We start from the raw sequence: 16,858 nt of genomic DNA on the forward strand, positions 1-16,858 counted from the left end.
TAAGGTACTTTTGAATAAAACAAACATTAATTAACCGTTTTTCGGTAAAAGCTTGGGGAAACGCCCGATACGCGCTTGAAAGCTCTCCGGAACGCATGCGCGCTATTATAGCCGACATATTGCGAGATTTCATCAATCGTATGTTGGCTGTTAAACAGAAGATCCGTCGCTTTTTTAATCCGGATTTTCTCTAAATAATCCGATAAGTTTTCTCCAGTGTGATCCTTAAATAACTGTGAAATGTACTTTTCCGGCAGCTCGACATCAACCGATATCTTATACAGATTTAAATCAGAGTCTGAATAATGTTCATCGAGGAAACCCACAATTTTGTTGATCATTTCCCCCGTACTATCCTCTTTTTTCTTAAGCACTCTACTGCAGAACGCTTCGAGCAGCTCCAGAATGTCATTGCGGAAACGATCGAGACTAGCGGAGAGCTGCAAATGCTCAATTCGCGCTTTCAGCCCTTGTGACACCGCTTGATCAGTGAATGGACTATGCTGCAGCAGCTTAAAGAACGTCCCTTTCAACTCGCCGAATAATTGCTGAACCATCTCCGCCGATAGCTGCCGTTCTGTAAAGTTCTGTGCCAACAGCTGTTCAAAAATGCGGTGAACCTCCTGCAGCTCGCCGATCTTGACCGCATTCAGCATCCGCAGCTCCATATCAATCGGATAGTAATAACTCGTTGATTCCTTAATCACATCCCGGTACCAGATCGTTTCCGCCTCTTCCGCAAAGACCGAATAATCAAGCGCGCCTCTCGCTTCCTCAAAGGAGCGGCTGCTATCGGAAAGGGACTGGAAACTGCCGCCAATGGCAACCGTCATTTGAATCCGGTACTCCTCTTTCACATATTCTCTCAATTGTTCAAACAATCCGGACAAATGAACCGTCATGTCCTCCCCTTCCAATTGGACGTCTTCTTCCTTCAGCGTCATCAGCATGGCGATTTTATCTGAGTCGATATCCGTTACATTAAGTTGAAAAACACTGCTTAAATCAACCAGACATTTTTTGATCAAAAGCCTTGCCGCATTCAGCTCGTGAATAATTTCTTGGCTGACCAGACCGCTATAGCCGTTAATCCGAATGATCGCTACATGACCGGTTTCATTTTTTAAATTCATGCTTGGCAGCGAGTGCATTAATGTCTGGACTTCCTGCAGAGAATCAAATTCCCCTTTCAATAGCCGCTTTACAAAAGCATCCTCTAATAAAGGCAGCTGTCGCTTAAGCTCCTCTTCCAAAAAACGCTGACTGGCTAACAAATCGGAAATATTTCCTTGCAGAAAATCAAAGGCATTTTTCCCTTTGTACCCACCTTGACCAATTTGTTCCCGGAAAACGGAAACGATTCGATTGATGGGAGCACTGTTCCTGTAGGCAAATAATAAGGCAGCCACAATCCCTAACAATAACGTTGAAATGGTGATCGTCCAAGTTACCTTGGCAATGAACACCGACTGCTTCAAAACGATGCTTTTGGGCAAGCCGACAACATACACCCAACCGTTATAGGTTGATCTCGAGGAAATAAGCAGCGTTTCACCTTCGACAATGTTCCCGGGTTGTTGACCGATCATCTGCGGGATATTCATCGCTTGAATTTGGGCATCGTCAATGCCGACTCTGGCAATCGGATGACCGTCCTTATCGCTGATATAAGCCCAGCCCCCATACTGCTGCGGAATGCGTTCCAGCATTTTGGCGATTTCATTTTCATCAATCAAAATAACGGCCGTACCGAGTGAATGCTGAAAGCTATCGAACGGAATCGACTGCAAATAGGTAATGACGTTGCTTTTCTTCCCATTACCGATAAACGGCTTTGACGGCAGCGTTTCCCTGCGATGAATACTGCCAAGTAGCCCCTGCTTCCACTGGACTGGATCTACATCCTCGTAATGATACAGGTCAAAGTAATCATCAGGGCGCACATACACACCGGATGGCGTAAAAATAGCATGATAATTGTTCAAATAAATGTAGAAATCCTCCAGAAAAGTGTTCGTCAAGCTGTAAGCCGCCGTATTCCGCCATGATTTCCATAGGGCATAAACATCGTAGTGATCGACATCCACTTGCTGATTCAGTACATAGTTCAGTTCCTGGTCCAACGACAGTTGTCTTGTGATGTTTTCGACTTCTTCCATTCTGCGATCTAAGACGTCTTTGCTTTGGTTCAGCATCATTGCGCTTGCTTCAAGTGAGCTAGACTTAATAATGTCCGAAGAAACATAATAGGAGATGAACCCCGTCACCATCGGAATAAACAGGATGAGCACATAGGAAACAAGAAAACTTCTGAAAATGGGGGAATGCTCCAGCTTCAGATTCGAAGTTAGCTTCATCACAACTTGTTCACCTCATCTATTTGTAGGAGCTCAACTACGTAAGCGTTTTCATTTCACCTTCTATCATAAAATAAAAGCTAGATTTTGTCTGTCGAAATTAGGCGGCCGGCTAAAATCCAAGACGGGCCGGTTCTGATGCCAAAAAGAGCCTCCAGAGACTTTTATCTGACGAAAATGGTTCTTTTCGACTGAGATAGGTGTCTCTGGGGCTCTTTTTTTCCCGATTTTTAAACGATTACCCGTTAAAGCTGTCGCGCCACTTCAATAGTTTCTTTTCCAGAATCCGTACCAAGGAATCGGAACCTTTGCCTACGAAGGCAAAGATCAAAATCCCTACAAACACAATCGCCGTCTGCGAGAACTGTCTGGCATCCAGAATCAAATAGCCGACTCCCTCGCTTGACCCCATGAGCTCAGCTACGACCAAACCTAACCAAGCAACGCCGATCGACAGCCGTAAGCCAAGCAAAATATTCGGCAGCGCCGCCGGCAGGACCAGCTTCGTAATTTGTTTAAACTTACTGAACTCCAGCACCCGGGCGACATCGAACAACTTGGAATCCACGTTCCGAATCCCTAGGAAAGTCTGCACATACAGCGGGAAAAACGCTCCTTTCGCAATAAGCAGCACTTTGGAGAACTCGCCAAATCCAAACCAGAGAATAAAGAGCGGCGTGATGGCCAAATGCGGGATCGTCCGCAGCATCTGAACAGAAGGATCAACCGTCTGCTCGAATTTGCGGAACAAACCTACCAGCAGGCCAAATGCCAGCCCTAAACTGCCGCCAATCAGAAAGCCGACAGCCGCACGCCAAATACTGATTTTCACATGCTTGAAAAGCTCTCCGCTAATGAGCAAGTCATAAAAGGCCTGCCAAATCGCATACGGCGTAGGCAGCAAAGTTTTGGACACAACGCCTAATGAACCGAAAATTTGCCATAGGATTAAGACAGTCAGCGGCAAAATGCTCCCTCGGACAACGAGCTCCCATTTGGCTTCTTTCCTTTGCGGCTTTGAAAGGTTCGGCTGTTCGGACGAAATGGGCGGTTCCGCTGCCTTCGGCCGGGATATGGGCTGATTTTTTGCAACAATAACTTCTGCTTGACTCATCGCTGCTCCCTCACTTTCATTCTCATTTAGTTAAATACCCGAGCTGTCGATCAGCTCTAATTCATCAACAGGTTCAAATTCACTAAGTACCAGCTTGCGCAGCTCTTGGAACGAGACTGTTGTCTTTTTACGCGGATAGGGTAAATCAACCGAAATGATATTACGGATCGTGCCCGGACGCGCATCCATCACGACGACTCGGGTAGCCAGAAACACGGCTTCATCGATATCATGTGTGACAAGGATCATCGTTGTCCGGTTCTTCTCCCAGATGTCAAGCGCAACCTCTTGCAAGTGCGAACGCGTGAAGGCGTCCAATGCCCCAAACGGCTCATCCAACAAAAGCACCTTCGGATTCCGGAGCAACGCTCTTGCAATCGCAACGCGCTGCGACATCCCTCCCGATAACTCCCTCGGGTACGATTTCTCAAAACCTTTCAGCCTCACTAACTCAATCAGGCGATCTACGCGTGTCCGAACGTCAGGGTCTTTTAAGCTAAGATCGGCAGCGATGTTTTTCTCGACTGTCAACCAAGGGAATAAGCGATGCTCCTGAAAAATAAATCCTTTATCAATACCAGGCTTTTCTACCTGTTTCTGTTCCAACAGCACTTTTCCGTTATGATCGGTATCCAGCCCGGCGATGATCTTGAGCAGTGTGCTTTTACCGCAGCCGCTTGGACCTATGATGGTTATAAATTCACCTTCTTTAATTTGTAATTGAATGTTATGTAGTGCTTCAACCCGGTGCCCTTGGGGCGTCTGAAACCATTTGCTCGGTAAATCAATATCTAATGATAGTACGCTCATCAAGCTCTCCCCCTTTAGTCATTTATTCGAATATAAAAAAAGAGACCCCATAAGAACCCCTTTACGGGGAAGCTCGGAAGTCTCCAGATATCTGGTCGACACGATTTAATTCATAGTGATTAACTTGGATATAAGGGGATCATATCACTACAAAAAATGGAAGTCAATCCTATAATTCTTATATAACCCACTTGTTTTATCGGAATTAATATGCTAGCATAACTAATCAATAACCCATGCAGCCTATTGGTCCACCAAAGGCTCTCCAAGCACCGCTCTTTAGCGGCAAGCTTGTGAGAGCCTTTTTACATACTCGGGGGGCTTATATGAAAGGACTTTATTTTGGAGGGATGAAAGATGAGCACACCTGAGCAGCGACAACTGCGTCTTGGAGCATTTCTATTTCAAGTTGGCCACCACGTAGCATCTTGGCGTTATCCGGATACGGATGCCCAAGGTATTTTGCAGCATGCGTTTTACGAGCATTTTGCCCAAACGGCGGAACGCGGAAAGTTCGATATGATTTTCCTCGCAGACACGCTCGCGGTGGTTGATCGTTTCAAGACGAACATTAAGCATACCGTAACCGTACGGCCTGAACCCATTACGCTGCTTTCCTATTTGGCAGGCGTAACTGAACATATTGGATTAGCTGCAACAGTATCTACTTCGTATCATGAACCGTACAATTTGGCGCGTGAATTCTCCTGCTTGGATCACTTGAGCGGTGGGCGCGCAGCGTGGAATGTCGTGACCTCAGGCCGCGATGAAGAAGCTCATAATTTCAGTCAAGACCGCCACCTCGCCCATGATAAAAGATATGAACGAGCCCGTGAATTCGTCGATGTCGTCACCTCCCTCTGGGATAGCTGGGAAGACGACGCTATTGTGGCAGACAAAGAAAATGGCATTTTCGCTGATCCCAACAAAGTGCATGAGCTGAATCATCGCGGCGAGTTTTTCGCTGTACGCGGTCCTTTGAACTTGCCGCGCTCACCGCAAGGCAGACCTGTTGTCATTCAAGCGGGAGCATCGGAGACAGGGAAACACCTTGCCGCTCAGACGGCGGAGGTCGTCTTCACCGCTTGGCAAACGCTGGAAGAGGCGCAGCTCTTTTACCGCAGCGTCAAGGAGCTGGCTGTCACTTACGGCAGATCGCCAAACGACATTCTCATCATGCCGGGGATATTCCCGGTTATCGGAGCAACCGAAGAAGAGGCGCGCGAGAAAGAAGCGCTTCTCCAATCCCAAGTGCTGCCTGCCGTCGGACTATCCATGCTCTCTGCATCGCTCAATGTTGACTTGACCGGCTATCCGCTGGATGGCCCTCTCCCTGATCTGCCAGAGCTGCAGCAAGTGAATGGCGGCAAAAGCCGCTTCCAGCTCGTCTCCGATATGGCGCGCCGGGAAGGCTTGACGATCCGCCAATTGATGTACCGCGTGACAGGCGCTCGCGGTCACCGCACCATTTATGGCACACCGGTCCAAATAGCCGATCAGCTGGAAGAATGGTTCAAGGGTGGCGCTTGCGATGGTTTTAATATCATGCCGCCTTATCTACCGGGAGGTTTGGAGGAGTTCGTGGACCTCGTCATTCCTGAGCTTCAGCGAAGAGGACTGTTCCGAACCGAATATGAAGGAACAACCTTGCGCGATCATCTAGGGCTGTCTAGGCCGCAAAGCCGTTTTCAGAAGACTGAATCTGCAAGTGGATACTGATGAGTATTGAGAATTGGGGGCGAACAATCAATGGGAACTAATCATGGGCAAAGACAGCTTCATCTAGGGGCTTTTATATTTGGCGTTGGGCATCATATCGCGGCTTGGCGCTATCCTTTGACAGATACAGGCGGGCTTTTGAAGCTTGATTTCTACAAGCGATTTGCCCAAACAGCGGAACGTGGGAAATTCGATCTCGTTTTTATTGAAGACATCCCGGTGCTGCCGGAGCCGCTGAACAGAGCTGTCCAGTATACGCTGCCGGTCCGGGCGGAACCCTTGACCCTGCTATCTGCACTGGCTTCGGTCACCAAGAAGATCGGTCTGGTCGGAACCGTATCGACGACCTACAGTGAACCCTTTCATGTGGCGCGTAAATTCGCTTCCCTCGATCATTTAAGCGGCGGGCGGGCAGGCTGGAATGCCGTCACAACCAGCATGGAGAATACCGCCAAAAACTTCGGGCGCGACCATCATTTAGATCACTCCCTCCGTTACGAGCGGGCCAAGGAATTCGTTGACGTGGTGACTGCTCTCTGGGACAGCTGGGAAGAAGGCGCGCTCGTTATCGATAAAGCAACCGGCCAATTCGCCGATCCAGATAAAGTTCATGAGATCAATCATGTCGGTGAACATTTTTCCGTGCGTGGACCCTTGAATGTTCACCGTTCTAAGCAGGGTCGTCCCGTTGTCGTTCAGGCAGGCTCCTCGACGACGGGTCAAGCCTTTGCTGCCCAGACGGCCGAGGTCGTATTCACAGCGTGGCAGACTCTGGAAGAAGCGCAAAACTTCTATACCTCTCTTAAAAGTCAGCTCCCTGCTTACGGACGTTCGCCGGATGAGCTGAAAATATTACCTGGCGTCCTGCCCTTCATAGGCGCGACAGAGGAAGAAGCGAAAGCGAAAGAAGCCGAATTCCAGAATCTTGTCCTCCCTGCCGTCGGGCTGGGGATGGTGCAGAACATTCTGAGGGTCGATCTTTCCGGCTATCCGCTGGACGGACCGCTGCCTGAATTGCCGGATGCCACCGAGATTAATGGCGGCAAAAGCCGCTACCAGCTGCTGCTGGATATGGCTCGCAGAGAGCAGCTCACGATTCGCCAGCTCATCCACCGGGTGACCGGGGCCCGCGGACATCGAACCATTGCTGGAACGCCGGTCCAAATTGCGGACCAATTGGAAGAATGGTTCGTGAATAAAGCCTGCGACGGCTTCAACATTATGCCGCCTTATTTGCCCGGCGGACTGGACGAATTCGTCGATCTGGTCATTCCAGAATTGCAGCGGCGGGGCTTATTCCGCTCCGAATATACGGGCACTACGCTGCGCGATCATCTTGGTTTGGCTGAGCCTGCGAATCGCTTTGCTCAGCGCTCGGCCACATCTGTTCACTAAATTATAGAGTTACCACGAGAGGGGTCATGTCCGTATGAAACAGAAATCATTTTATAATAAAAGCTTATCCTTCCTGACGATTGTTACGTTAGTTCTTTTATCGGCATGCGGCGCCAAAACGGCAGGCGCTCCGACAAACGGCGGAACTGCGGCTCCAAGCGGAACTTCCGCTGCGCAAAGCAGCAATGCGGCAGCTACTCCCGCGGCTGCTTCGAAAGAGAAGGTCGTTGTAAACATTGGCATCCAAGGTAAAACAGGCGTCCTGAACTTCGCTCGTGAGAAGGGATACTTCGAAAAAGCATTCCAGGCTGCCGGCGCTGAAGTCAAATGGAATGAGTTCGCCAGCGGCCCTCCGCATTTCGAGGCGATCGCAGCAGGTAGGCTCGATTTTGGCGCCACAGGCGGAACGCCCCTCATTTCGGGGCAAGTCGGCGGAGTTGATTTTAAAGGCATCGCTGTGACCAGTGACGGCAAAAAAGGCAACATGATTATCGTGCCGAAAAATAGTCCCATTAAGGAATTAAAAGATCTGAAAGGCAAAAAAGTCGCCGTAGCCAAAGGCAGTAGCGCCTATAACTTCCTGTATATGGCCATCGACAAGGCCGGGTTAAAGGGCGATGACGTCAAAGTTATTCAGCTTCAACCGGATGAAGCTAGACCTGCTCTCGACAGCGGCGCCATCGACGCGTGGTCCATTTGGGAGCCTTATGCGACTACAGCCGTGTACCAAACGGGAGCAACGATTTTGGTCACAGGTGAAAATCTCAATATCAACGCACCCTCCTTCCTGGTAGCTCGCACCAAATTTACACAGGAGCATCCGGATCTGACCGTGCTTTTCCTCAAAACTTACGAAGAAGCCCGTAAGTATTACGTCGACCATCAGGATGAAATCGCGGATGAACTGTCCAAATCCCAGAAGCTGGACAAAGCCATCATTGTCGATGTTTTGAAAAACACATTCCCGATCCTCTCTTCAATTACACCGGAATTCGCCAAAGCGCATCAGGAGCAGGCTGACTTCCTGCAATCTGTCGGCGCTATTAATAAGAAGCTCGACACGTCACAGGTCCTTGAGAGCAAATTCATAGATCAAGCGTTGAAGAAGTAAGCTTAAGGCTGCCTAAAGTAGATACTCTACTTGCGGGTGGCCTTTTGTTTTGTAGCTATTCCAGCCGTGGCCCCTTTCATCGGATCGTCCCGACGGCAGTTAGTTGGCTGCTTGCAATTAACGCCACTACAAGCCGCTATTTCGCCGAAAAGTGGCCATTTAACAGCTGAAGGGAACTAGCGTCCGTTATTTCTCCGTTTTCACAGGGAAAACGGAGATTGGCACGCAAATAGTACCCTGTAGTTCCGCAAGCACGCGGAAACGGCTGATTTCGCCAGAATAACGGCCCCAGGTTCCCTTATTCTCCGCGGATGATTGTAGCCAAACAAAAAAGGCCATCTGATTCAGTCATTTCTTCTGACTAAATCAGATAACCTCCCACGATGCTATGTCGCAGCCGCCTTAGACGCAGCTTCCTGTGCCAGCTTCTCCCTGATCTCCGCTTTGCGCTCTTCGCGTTCACTCGGTTTCAGCCGAGGGCATGTGTAGCAATAGTAACCACCTTCCGTGCAGTAAAACATGCAACAGCCCGACTTCATCCGCACCTGGGTATCCGGTTCACCGGGGGCGCTCGGATAATCCAAGTAGATAAACTTTACGTTCAGCGGATTTCGTGCACGTCCGAAAACTTGGCCGTTTAGCTCTTTGGAAACAAACGTCCATTCATCCTCAATGCGCAGCTGCTCCTGCTCGGAACCTGCCTGATCTTTCAAACGGTCGAACATGTAACGCATCCGCGTCGGAAACAACTTCCACAAATGGGTGATATCCATATCTGCAGCCAAGGAAGCTGCTTCTACAATAGGTCGAATGTGAGTGCCGTACCAGTGGCTTAAGCGTTCTTTGCGCCATGCACTTCGCTCTCCCTCCTGCGGTCCTTCCAGCTGCCGGATATCGTGAAGCACATAACGGAACTCCGCATATCCTTGGTTGTGCATGTAGATTTGCAGCGTCCAAAGCTCCGGAGCCAAATCGATGAACTCATCCTTCAACATCATGCCATGAACAGCCATGTTCAAAACACCTAGCCTGCTCATAAAATACACACAAGCCGCCGCAGGCTCAAGCGCCTTCATGAGCGGTGAGTAAGCGTTAATTAACTCCCGCATACCGTCCACTGTAGAGAGACGGCCGCCTGCTATTGTAAATAAGGGCTCTGGATGCGACTCCGTAGTAACCCCGAACTGCTCCGCAAGAACATGTTGTAAAGATGATTGCATGGTTTGGCCTCCTTCTACTTTTTAACGAGATTCGCCAGCCGCCACCGTGGCTCTTGCTAATTCTGGCTCTGCGTTTTCCTTTTTCTCTGTGCCTACTAGATCATAAGGGATGCAAAGCGGCACACCCGTGCGCGGATCCTTCACGATATCCGCCTCAATGCCGAAAACTTCGCGAAGCACCGGCTGCGTCACTACCTCTTCCGGCGTCCCTTCGCTTACGACCTTGCCCTGCATAATCGCGACCATATGATGCGCATAATGAGTCGCATGGTTCAGGTCATGAACGACCATGATGATGGTCCTTCCTTCTTCCTTGTTCAGCTTCTGAAGAAGCTTCAGTACCTCGAGCTGATGCGCCATATCCAGGAACGTCGTCGGCTCATCCAAGAAAAGAATGTCCGTCTGCTGCGCCAGTGCCATGGCAATCCACGCCCGCTGGCGTTGACCTCCAGACAGCTGATCTACAGGACGATCGGCAAATGGCATCATACCGGTAACTTCGATTGCCCAGCTGATCGTCTCCTTATCTTCCTTCGTCATAGAGCCGAAACCTTTCTGATGCGGGAATCTTCCGTAGGAAACCAATTCGCTCACCGTCAAGCCCTCAGGCGCAGTCGGATTCTGCGGCAAAATCGCCAGTTCCCGTGCGACCTCCTTCGTCGTCCGTTGGTGGATAGATTTCCCGTCGAGGTACACCTGGCCGCCTTTTATTTTCATAATGCGCGCAAGTGATTTCAAAATGGTGGACTTGCCTGAGCCATTAGCGCCAACAAGTGCTGTGATTTTGGCATCAGGTATGGATAAATTTAAGTTGCTGACAATCAAACGATCATCATAAGCAATGTCTACTTGCTGTGTATACAAACGAGTCATAGGGATGTCTCCTCTCAAAATAAACTTTCTTAAGCTTTGGATTTCGCAAGCAAAAATAAAAAATATGGAGCGCCGATGACAGCTACGACAATGCCGGTTGGAATCTCACTTGGCTGTAGAATCCAGCGGGCCAGCGTATCTGCCACAATCAGCAGGAGACCTCCAGTCAACATTGAAGCCGGAAGCAAATATTGGTGCTTGGGGCCAACCAATTGTTTGGCAAGATGAGGAGCAAATAAGCCTACAAAACCAATGCCACCACCAACAGCTACGCAAGCTCCGGCAAGAGCAACGGCTGATACAAGCAGGCCAAGCCTTTCCCGTTCGACTGACGTCCCTAGCCCACTTGCCAACTGATCTCCCAAATGCAGCACGTTTAAAGTTTGCGCTTTATATAGGACATAGGGGATAAAAATAATAAGCCATGGCAGCAGAGCCATAACAAACTTCCAATTCGTTCCCCAGATGCTGCCTGCCAACCAAATGGCAACAAACTGGTAGTTTTGAGGATCCATTTTGATCGTAAGCACAAGCATCGCTGCATTGATTCCAGCTGCGACCGCAATACCTACCAGAACGAGCCTCGTTGGTGAAATGCCGATACCTTTTTTATAGGCCAAAACATAAATCAGCCCTGCTGCAACTCCAGCCCCAAGCATGGCGAGAAGCGGCATCATGTAGACGGGAGCAGCCTGCTTAACAGGGAAGAACGAAATGAACAGCACAACCGCAAGCCCCGCGCGGATCTGCCAGCGGATGCGCGAGGCCCTGCAGAATAGCACCCGATAAGGCGAGTCCTGCACCAACCAGCACCGATGACGCCGCCGAGAATCCATGGCCAGACGATTTTGATTTGCAGCCATTTCGTTCCGGCTACACCCCCGGCATACCAGAACGCCAAGTCCTGCGAAATGTGAAAATAAATCGCAATCCCCTCGCTGAGCGCTAAAAGCAAGGCGCTCACCACCGCACCAGCCAAAGCAAGCCGCACGGGGGATAAACCGCCTTTTGACATGGAGCTTATGCCATAAACAAGCCCAGCACCGATAGCTGCTCCAGCAAAGGAGAACAAAATCAAATAATGAAAGGGCAGCCCCGGGAAAAAAGCAAAACAAAGCGCAAGCACAAAGCCTGCTCCAGCATTAATCCCAAGCAAACCCGGATCAGCAAGCGGATTCCGTGTCATTCCTTGCATAATTGCGCCAGAAACAGCAAAACCAATGCCGACCAGCGCTCCCGCCAACGCCTAGGCAGTCTCAACTCCCTAATGATTTGATGCTGGGTAAGTTCCGGGTTGAAACGAAATACGGCTTCCCAAACGGCAGACAGCTAATTATCAGCCGCTCCTACCGATACCGACACAGCAAGACCGAGCAGTAAAGCAGCCAACCCTTCGAAAATAATAAATGAAGCTACAAGCGATCGGCTTCGCAGCTTAGGACGTGGAGCATCGGTTGATGCTGCAGATAAACGCATGAACATTTTCCCCTTCCGATATGTACCCCAATCAAGATGAAATAAGGTTCATCTTACTCATGAAAAACATTATAGCACAAATGATAATGATTATCATTATTGAATTGTTCATTTAAACCTGACAAAGTGTGTTCAGGTAATCTTTTGAATCATCACATATCCCCCACGCTCTTGAATATATTTAGTAACAAGCTTTTTTTCACATCTAAATCATTGCTTTGTGCATGCCATACGATAAGGGTAAGCTGCTACTTGCCTAGGAAGATCACCCCCAAGGAGGTGTCATCATGACAGAACCCCTATTTACCGTTTCCCGAGAGGATTGGTCATTGCACCGTAAAGGGTACCAAGATCAAACCCGACACCAAGAGAAGGTCAAAGACGCCATTAAACAGAACCTCCCTGATTTGGTTACAGATGAAAGCATTGTAATGTCCAACGGGAAGCAGGTTGTGAAGGTACCTATTAAGAGTCTGGATGAGTACCGTTTTCGGTATAACTTTAACAAAGGGAAACATGTCGGACAGGGAGACGGCGATTCGCAGGTGGGTGATGTGCTTGGAACCGACCCTCAGCCAGCTCAAGGACCTGGGAAAGGCGAGGGCGCGGGCGATCAGGCCGGCGAAGATTATTATGAGGCCGAAGTCAGCATGGAGGAGCTGCAAGCGATGCTGTTCTCTGAGCTGGAGCTGCCGAATTTGCAGAAAAAAGAGAAGCGCAACATGACAACGACAGAAGTAATTTTCAATGATATTCGCAAAAAAGGCATCATGTCCAACATCGATAAAAAACGCACCATCATTGAAAATTTACGCCGGAATTCACGCTCGAATTCGCCGGGGATTCATCATATAAGTCCCGATGATCTTCGTTTCAAAACATGGGATGAGGTCGAGAAGCCGCACTCGAATGCCCTCATCATTGCCATGATGGATACGTCGGGTTCCATGGGATCCTTTGAGAAATATATTGCACGCAGCTTCTTTTTCTGGATGACGAGGTTTCTGCGTACCAAATACGAGAATGTGGAAATTGTGTTCATTGCTCACCATACGGAAGCCAAAGAGGTTACGGAAGAAGAGTTTTTCACAAAAGGAGAAAGTGGCGGTACGATCTGCTCCTCCGCGTACCAAACCGCCATCGATATTATTGATAAAAGGTACCCGCCTTCTCAGTTTAATATCTATCCGTTCCATTTCTCCGATGGAGACAACTTAACGTCGGATAACGAACGCTGTGTGAAGCTCATCTCCCAATTAATGGAGCGCTGCAACATGTTTGGTTACGGAGAGGTAAACCAATATAACCGCAGCTCTACGCTGATGTCCGCTTTCCGCCACATTCACGATCCTAAGTTTCTGCATTATGTCATCCGCGAAAAAGGCGAAGTTTACAAAGCGTTGAAAACCTTTTTTACCAAGCAGGAGGGAGTGGCTGTTCCGTGAGTAAATCCGAAATTCAGCAGCTTGAATACGCCATTGATGAGATAACGGAGATTGCTAAAGGGTTTGGGCTCGACTTCTATCCCATGAGGTACGAAATATGTCCCGCCGAAATTATCTATACGTTCGGGGCCTATGGAATGCCAACTCGTTATAGCCATTGGAGCTTCGGGAAAAATTTTCACCGTATGAAGACGCAATACGACTTGGGGTTAAGTAAAATTTACGAGTTGGTCATCAACTCCGACCCCTGCTATGCTTTTCTACTGGATGGCAACTCGCTTATTCAAAATAAGCTCATCGTCGCTCACGTGCTGGCGCACTGTGATTTTTTCAAAAATAACGTCCGCTTCTCCAAAACGAACCGCAACATGGTCGAAAGCATGTCCGCCACGGCCGAGCGTATCAGACAATATGAAATCGAGTACGGCATTGACGAAGTCGAGCAATTCATTGACGCTGTACTCGCCATTCAAGAACATATTGATCCAGTGCTTACCCTTTCTTACAGGCAGGCGCGCAATCGCCAAGAAACCAATAAAGCCTCGACCCCCGCTGCGAAGTCGGAAGCGACTTACGGGTATGAAGATTTATGGAGTTTGGATGCTAAAAGTAAACCCGCCCCTTCAGCCGATAATAAAGAGGAAGCCAAGCGCTTCCCGCCAAAGCCCGAAAAGGATATCCTGCTCTTCATTGAAGAGAATGCGCCCTATATGGAGAATTGGCAGCGGGATATTTTGACCATGCTGCGCGATGAAATGCTGTACTTCTGGCCGCAGTTGGAGACCAAAATCATGAACGAAGGCTGGGCTTCTTACTGGCATCAACGCATTTTGCGCGAGCTTGACTTGACCGAAGAAGAGACGATTGAATACTCCAAACTCAATTCGTCTGTCGTTGTGCCCTCCCGTCATACGCTGAACCCGTATTATTTGGGCGTGAAAATTTTCGAAGACATCGAAAAGCATTGGGATAATCCGACAGAAGAGGAAATACGGACGCAAGGCCGTAAAAAAGGCGAAGGCCGGAGCAAAATGTTCGAGGTGCGCGAGTACGAATCCGATACCTCCTTTATCAGGAACTATTTGAACAAACCGTTAGTGGAGGAACTGGATTTATACATTTTTGAGAAGAAGGGTCCTGAGTGGAAAATCACGGATAAAACATGGGAGAATACGCGGGATCAGCTATTCGCATCGCGTGTCAACGGAGGGTTCCCTTATATTGTCGTGGAAGATGGCGACTATCAGCGCAATGGCGAACTGTATTTAAAGCATTGTTACGAAGGCGTCGAGCTGGATCTCAAATACGTTGAGCGGACGCTTCCTTATATTTACAAGCTCTGGGGTAAGTCCATCCATATGCATACGGTCGTGGAAGAGAAGCCGGTTTTGTTCTCTTTTGACGGTAAGAAGCATCATCGCAGATTTCTGTAGTGTAGTGGAAAACCTCCAAGCCTTGTGGCTTTGGAGGTTTTTAAATTTGAGTTTATTTTATATTGAACAGTCACAGATAAACTCTCTACGAACGATCATGGACTTCGTAAGAGCTTGGTTGTTACTTGTTTTGTGATAAAATGCCATACGGAAGGCAATACCAAATATGTAGACGAAGTTGCTTTGATTAAAGCTATCCGCGCACTGCCCCATCTAAATCAATGCCACCTTGATTTGTGAAGAGCAACTTCCCGCTCTCATCCAACAACTACAGTTCACCACGCTTTATAGCTTCAATCATCTCTTCTGTAGAAAAAACCTTCCCTTGCTTTAAGTCTATCTCAGAAGCCTCAATCATTTGTCTAACTTCCGAATCGGAATCAAACTCACTAAAATTCATGAGTTTCGCCTCCTTTTTGTTTAAATTATACCAAATTTAGCCCCATCTTTTCTCGTAAAAACAAACAATCAAGCCTATTTTTCCAACCGACAAAAGTAGTGCTATTCCGACAACGTTAATCGACGGACATCCTATTCAAGGGATGTTACGCTTAAAACTCAGTTAATTGATAATAATTTTCATGTCAGGAGATGAGTTGAAAGTGAGAATGAATATTTTATTTAACAAGAGACCAATTTCTGTGAACTTTATCGGCACGGATCACAAACTAATTCCCTCTCTGATCAACGCTCTTCGTTATAACAAATTTACAACGACGAACCTTGGTCATACTTTAGAGCATGTAGACTTATTTAGCTCCGAAGCCATTTTATACGCAAAGGATGGAAATAAAGCGAGAATTCCAATTTTTTAATAGGATTAGGATTGGTACATACAAGAAAAGCCTATTCGCTAGAGTGACACCTTCACTTTACGGATGGGCTTTTTTCGTGCGATTAGCATAATTTATTTCTGAGTTTCATAGACTGATAGAAATAAAATGATTGAAATGATAGGAGTTGCCTTATGTATACGATCCGTCTCGCCAAAAATAAAGCAGCCTCCCTACTTATCTATATCCTAATTATGATAACTAGTTTCATATGGACCATTGTCTGGGGGACTCATGGACATGTCCGACCGCCGAACCTCCCCATTTCCGAGTATCGCGTCGATCAGGCAAGCAATGGCGTTACCCTTCACACGATCAGAACTCCGCCGCAAAATATAGGGCTCAAGGCTATCACCGGGAATATCACGGACCTGAGCGATAATGGGATCAACGGCGGTTTCTTCTGGCAGGGTTATCTGCTAAGCATTGCCGTCATTAACGACCTCCCGGTCAAAGGGCAGCCCGGCGATTACGGCTCCGGCTGGTTTAATATCGACCGCAAACGAGGGACATTGGTCTGGGATGAAAAGGCACAAACTTTCACGATTCAAGTGGTCGAAAACGCCAACGAGCTGAAAGTCATGGATCGAAACCATTACTGGGCCCAAGGCGGTGTGAGCATGGGACTGACGAACCCGGACGGTTGGGCGGCCCAGGCGGATTCGGAAGAGATGCCGGTCATTAACGAGAAGCGCATGCGCTCAGGTATCGTGTACGACAGGAACAATAATGTGTACCTGGTCGTAGCGCCTACACCATGCACAGGTGAACAATTCCGCACAGCCATACTGGAGCAGGTGGGGAGCGGTCAGCTCGTGGACGGTCTTTTCCTTGACGGCGATGGTTCCTCGCAGCTCAAGGTCGCAGATTACCTGCTGCCCGGCGATCATCGCGAGGTGTATCAGATGATTACACTGCTGAAGTAAGTGAAGTCGGAGGGACAAGCCCCTGAGCATGAATGTAAAAATGAACAGGAAAAATAGAGGAGGGAACTAGGGTCCGCTATTTCGGCAAAATTAACCCATGAAGCTGCTGAAGCGGAACTACAGGGACTTATTTCTGGCCAATACCC

Annotated in this window: 13 protein-coding genes and 2 pseudogenes; 6 read left to right on the forward strand and 9 right to left on the reverse strand. The window is 48.4% G+C overall.

Going from position 1 to position 16,858, the window contains the following annotated elements; all coding sequences use genetic code 11:
- Positions 1–26 precede the first annotated feature (26 nt).
- From ACUN27_RS29640 to ACUN27_RS29650, 3 genes are all read right to left on the reverse strand, one after another.
- A complete protein-coding gene (locus ACUN27_RS29640; RefSeq protein WP_326063689.1) occupies positions 27–2,357 on the reverse strand; it encodes a helix-turn-helix domain-containing protein in 2,331 nt (776 codons plus the stop codon).
- A gap of 238 nt (positions 2,358–2,595) precedes the next feature.
- Complete coding sequence (locus tag ACUN27_RS29645) at positions 2,596–3,471, reverse strand: ABC transporter permease (RefSeq protein ID WP_315955240.1); 876 nt, start codon at positions 3,469–3,471, stop codon at positions 2,596–2,598.
- 30 nt (positions 3,472–3,501) lie between these two features.
- Positions 3,502–4,281, reverse strand: coding sequence for an ABC transporter ATP-binding protein (locus ACUN27_RS29650; RefSeq protein WP_326063678.1), 780 nt, complete (start codon positions 4,279–4,281; stop codon positions 3,502–3,504).
- A gap of 357 nt (positions 4,282–4,638) precedes the next feature.
- Here ACUN27_RS29650 and ACUN27_RS29655 point away from each other — a divergent pair, with 357 nt between their 5' ends.
- The 3 genes from ACUN27_RS29655 to ACUN27_RS29665 are packed head-to-tail and all read left to right on the forward strand — an operon-like array spanning position 4,639 to position 8,506.
- Positions 4,639–6,000: an LLM class flavin-dependent oxidoreductase gene (locus ACUN27_RS29655; protein ID WP_315955242.1), complete on the forward strand. Its 1,362-nt coding sequence runs from the start codon at positions 4,639–4,641 to the stop codon at positions 5,998–6,000.
- A 30-nt stretch (positions 6,001–6,030) separates the two neighbouring features.
- Positions 6,031–7,395 (forward strand): LLM class flavin-dependent oxidoreductase, encoded by a 1,365-nt coding sequence (locus ACUN27_RS29660; protein WP_315955243.1) that lies wholly within the window; start codon positions 6,031–6,033, stop codon positions 7,393–7,395.
- A 34-nt stretch (positions 7,396–7,429) separates the two neighbouring features.
- Positions 7,430–8,506, forward strand: a complete 1,077-nt coding sequence (locus ACUN27_RS29665; RefSeq protein WP_315955244.1) for an aliphatic sulfonate ABC transporter substrate-binding protein — start codon at positions 7,430–7,432, stop codon at positions 8,504–8,506.
- Between the two features lie 386 nt (positions 8,507–8,892).
- Here ACUN27_RS29665 and ACUN27_RS29670 read toward each other — a convergent pair whose 3' ends face one another.
- The 5 genes and pseudogenes from ACUN27_RS29670 to ACUN27_RS29690 form a co-directional block, all read right to left on the reverse strand.
- Positions 8,893–9,726 (reverse strand): (2Fe-2S)-binding protein, encoded by an 834-nt coding sequence (locus ACUN27_RS29670; RefSeq protein ID WP_326063675.1) that lies wholly within the window; start codon positions 9,724–9,726, stop codon positions 8,893–8,895.
- Positions 9,727–9,747: 21 nt separating this feature from the next.
- On the reverse strand, positions 9,748–10,599 hold the full coding sequence (locus tag ACUN27_RS29675) for an ABC transporter ATP-binding protein (protein ID WP_315955246.1): 852 nt from the start codon (positions 10,597–10,599) through the stop codon (positions 9,748–9,750).
- Between the two features lie 29 nt (positions 10,600–10,628).
- Positions 10,629–11,415 (reverse strand): annotated as a pseudogene (locus ACUN27_RS29680) (FecCD family ABC transporter permease); the annotation flags it as partial.
- A 13-nt stretch (positions 11,416–11,428) separates the two neighbouring features.
- A pseudogene (locus tag ACUN27_RS29685) lies at positions 11,429–11,871 on the reverse strand (FecCD family ABC transporter permease); the annotation flags it as partial.
- Positions 11,872–11,928: 57 nt separating this feature from the next.
- The gene (locus ACUN27_RS29690; protein WP_418936968.1) at positions 11,929–12,075 is read right to left on the reverse strand and encodes a hypothetical protein; all 147 of its coding nucleotides are present in this window, start codon (positions 12,073–12,075) and stop codon (positions 11,929–11,931) included.
- 287 nt (positions 12,076–12,362) lie between these two features.
- Between ACUN27_RS29690 and yhbH the strand changes: the two genes are divergently transcribed.
- Together yhbH and ACUN27_RS29700 are read left to right on the forward strand one after the other, a co-directional pair.
- Entirely contained in the window at positions 12,363–13,520 is a 1,158-nt protein-coding gene (yhbH, locus tag ACUN27_RS29695; RefSeq protein WP_127456711.1) for a sporulation protein YhbH, read from the forward strand.
- A complete protein-coding gene (locus tag ACUN27_RS29700; RefSeq protein WP_445560040.1) occupies positions 13,517–14,953 on the forward strand; it encodes a SpoVR family protein in 1,437 nt (478 codons plus the stop codon). The genes yhbH and ACUN27_RS29700 overlap by 4 nt, the downstream gene beginning before the upstream one ends.
- 268 nt (positions 14,954–15,221) lie before the next feature.
- Here ACUN27_RS29700 and ACUN27_RS29705 read toward each other — a convergent pair whose 3' ends face one another.
- A complete protein-coding gene (locus ACUN27_RS29705; RefSeq protein ID WP_315955249.1) occupies positions 15,222–15,353 on the reverse strand; it encodes a hypothetical protein in 132 nt (43 codons plus the stop codon).
- Between the two features lie 567 nt (positions 15,354–15,920).
- Between ACUN27_RS29705 and ACUN27_RS29710 the strand changes: the two genes are divergently transcribed.
- A complete protein-coding gene (locus ACUN27_RS29710; protein ID WP_326061604.1) occupies positions 15,921–16,712 on the forward strand; it encodes a hypothetical protein in 792 nt (263 codons plus the stop codon).
- Positions 16,713–16,858 lie beyond the last annotated feature (146 nt).

It is taken from the genome of Paenibacillus sp. WC2504 (assembly GCF_052682475.1).

Excerpts from the sequence above, each read along its gene's own strand:
- ACUN27_RS29660 (WP_315955243.1), top strand. The coding sequence starts at position 6,031 with ATGGGAACTAATCATGGGCAAAGACAGCTTCATCTAGGGGCTTTTATA.
- yhbH (WP_127456711.1), top strand. The coding sequence starts at position 12,363 with ATGACAGAACCCCTATTTACCGTTTCCCGAGAGGATTGGTCATTGCAC.
- ACUN27_RS29705 (WP_315955249.1), bottom strand. The coding sequence starts at position 15,353 with ATGAATTTTAGTGAGTTTGATTCCGATTCGGAAGTTAGACAAATGATT.
- ACUN27_RS29650 (WP_326063678.1), bottom strand. The coding sequence starts at position 4,281 with ATGAGCGTACTATCATTAGATATTGATTTACCGAGCAAATGGTTTCAG.
- ACUN27_RS29690 (WP_418936968.1), bottom strand. The coding sequence starts at position 12,075 with ATGCGTTTATCTGCAGCATCAACCGATGCTCCACGTCCTAAGCTGCGA.
- ACUN27_RS29675 (WP_315955246.1), bottom strand. The coding sequence starts at position 10,599 with ATGACTCGTTTGTATACACAGCAAGTAGACATTGCTTATGATGATCGT.
- ACUN27_RS29640 (WP_326063689.1), bottom strand. The coding sequence starts at position 2,357 with ATGAAGCTAACTTCGAATCTGAAGCTGGAGCATTCCCCCATTTTCAGA.
- ACUN27_RS29665 (WP_315955244.1), top strand. The coding sequence starts at position 7,430 with ATGAAACAGAAATCATTTTATAATAAAAGCTTATCCTTCCTGACGATT.
- ACUN27_RS29655 (WP_315955242.1), top strand. The coding sequence starts at position 4,639 with ATGAGCACACCTGAGCAGCGACAACTGCGTCTTGGAGCATTTCTATTT.
- ACUN27_RS29670 (WP_326063675.1), bottom strand. The coding sequence starts at position 9,726 with ATGCAATCATCTTTACAACATGTTCTTGCGGAGCAGTTCGGGGTTACT.
- ACUN27_RS29645 (WP_315955240.1), bottom strand. The coding sequence starts at position 3,471 with ATGAGTCAAGCAGAAGTTATTGTTGCAAAAAATCAGCCCATATCCCGG.
- ACUN27_RS29710 (WP_326061604.1), top strand. The coding sequence starts at position 15,921 with ATGTATACGATCCGTCTCGCCAAAAATAAAGCAGCCTCCCTACTTATC.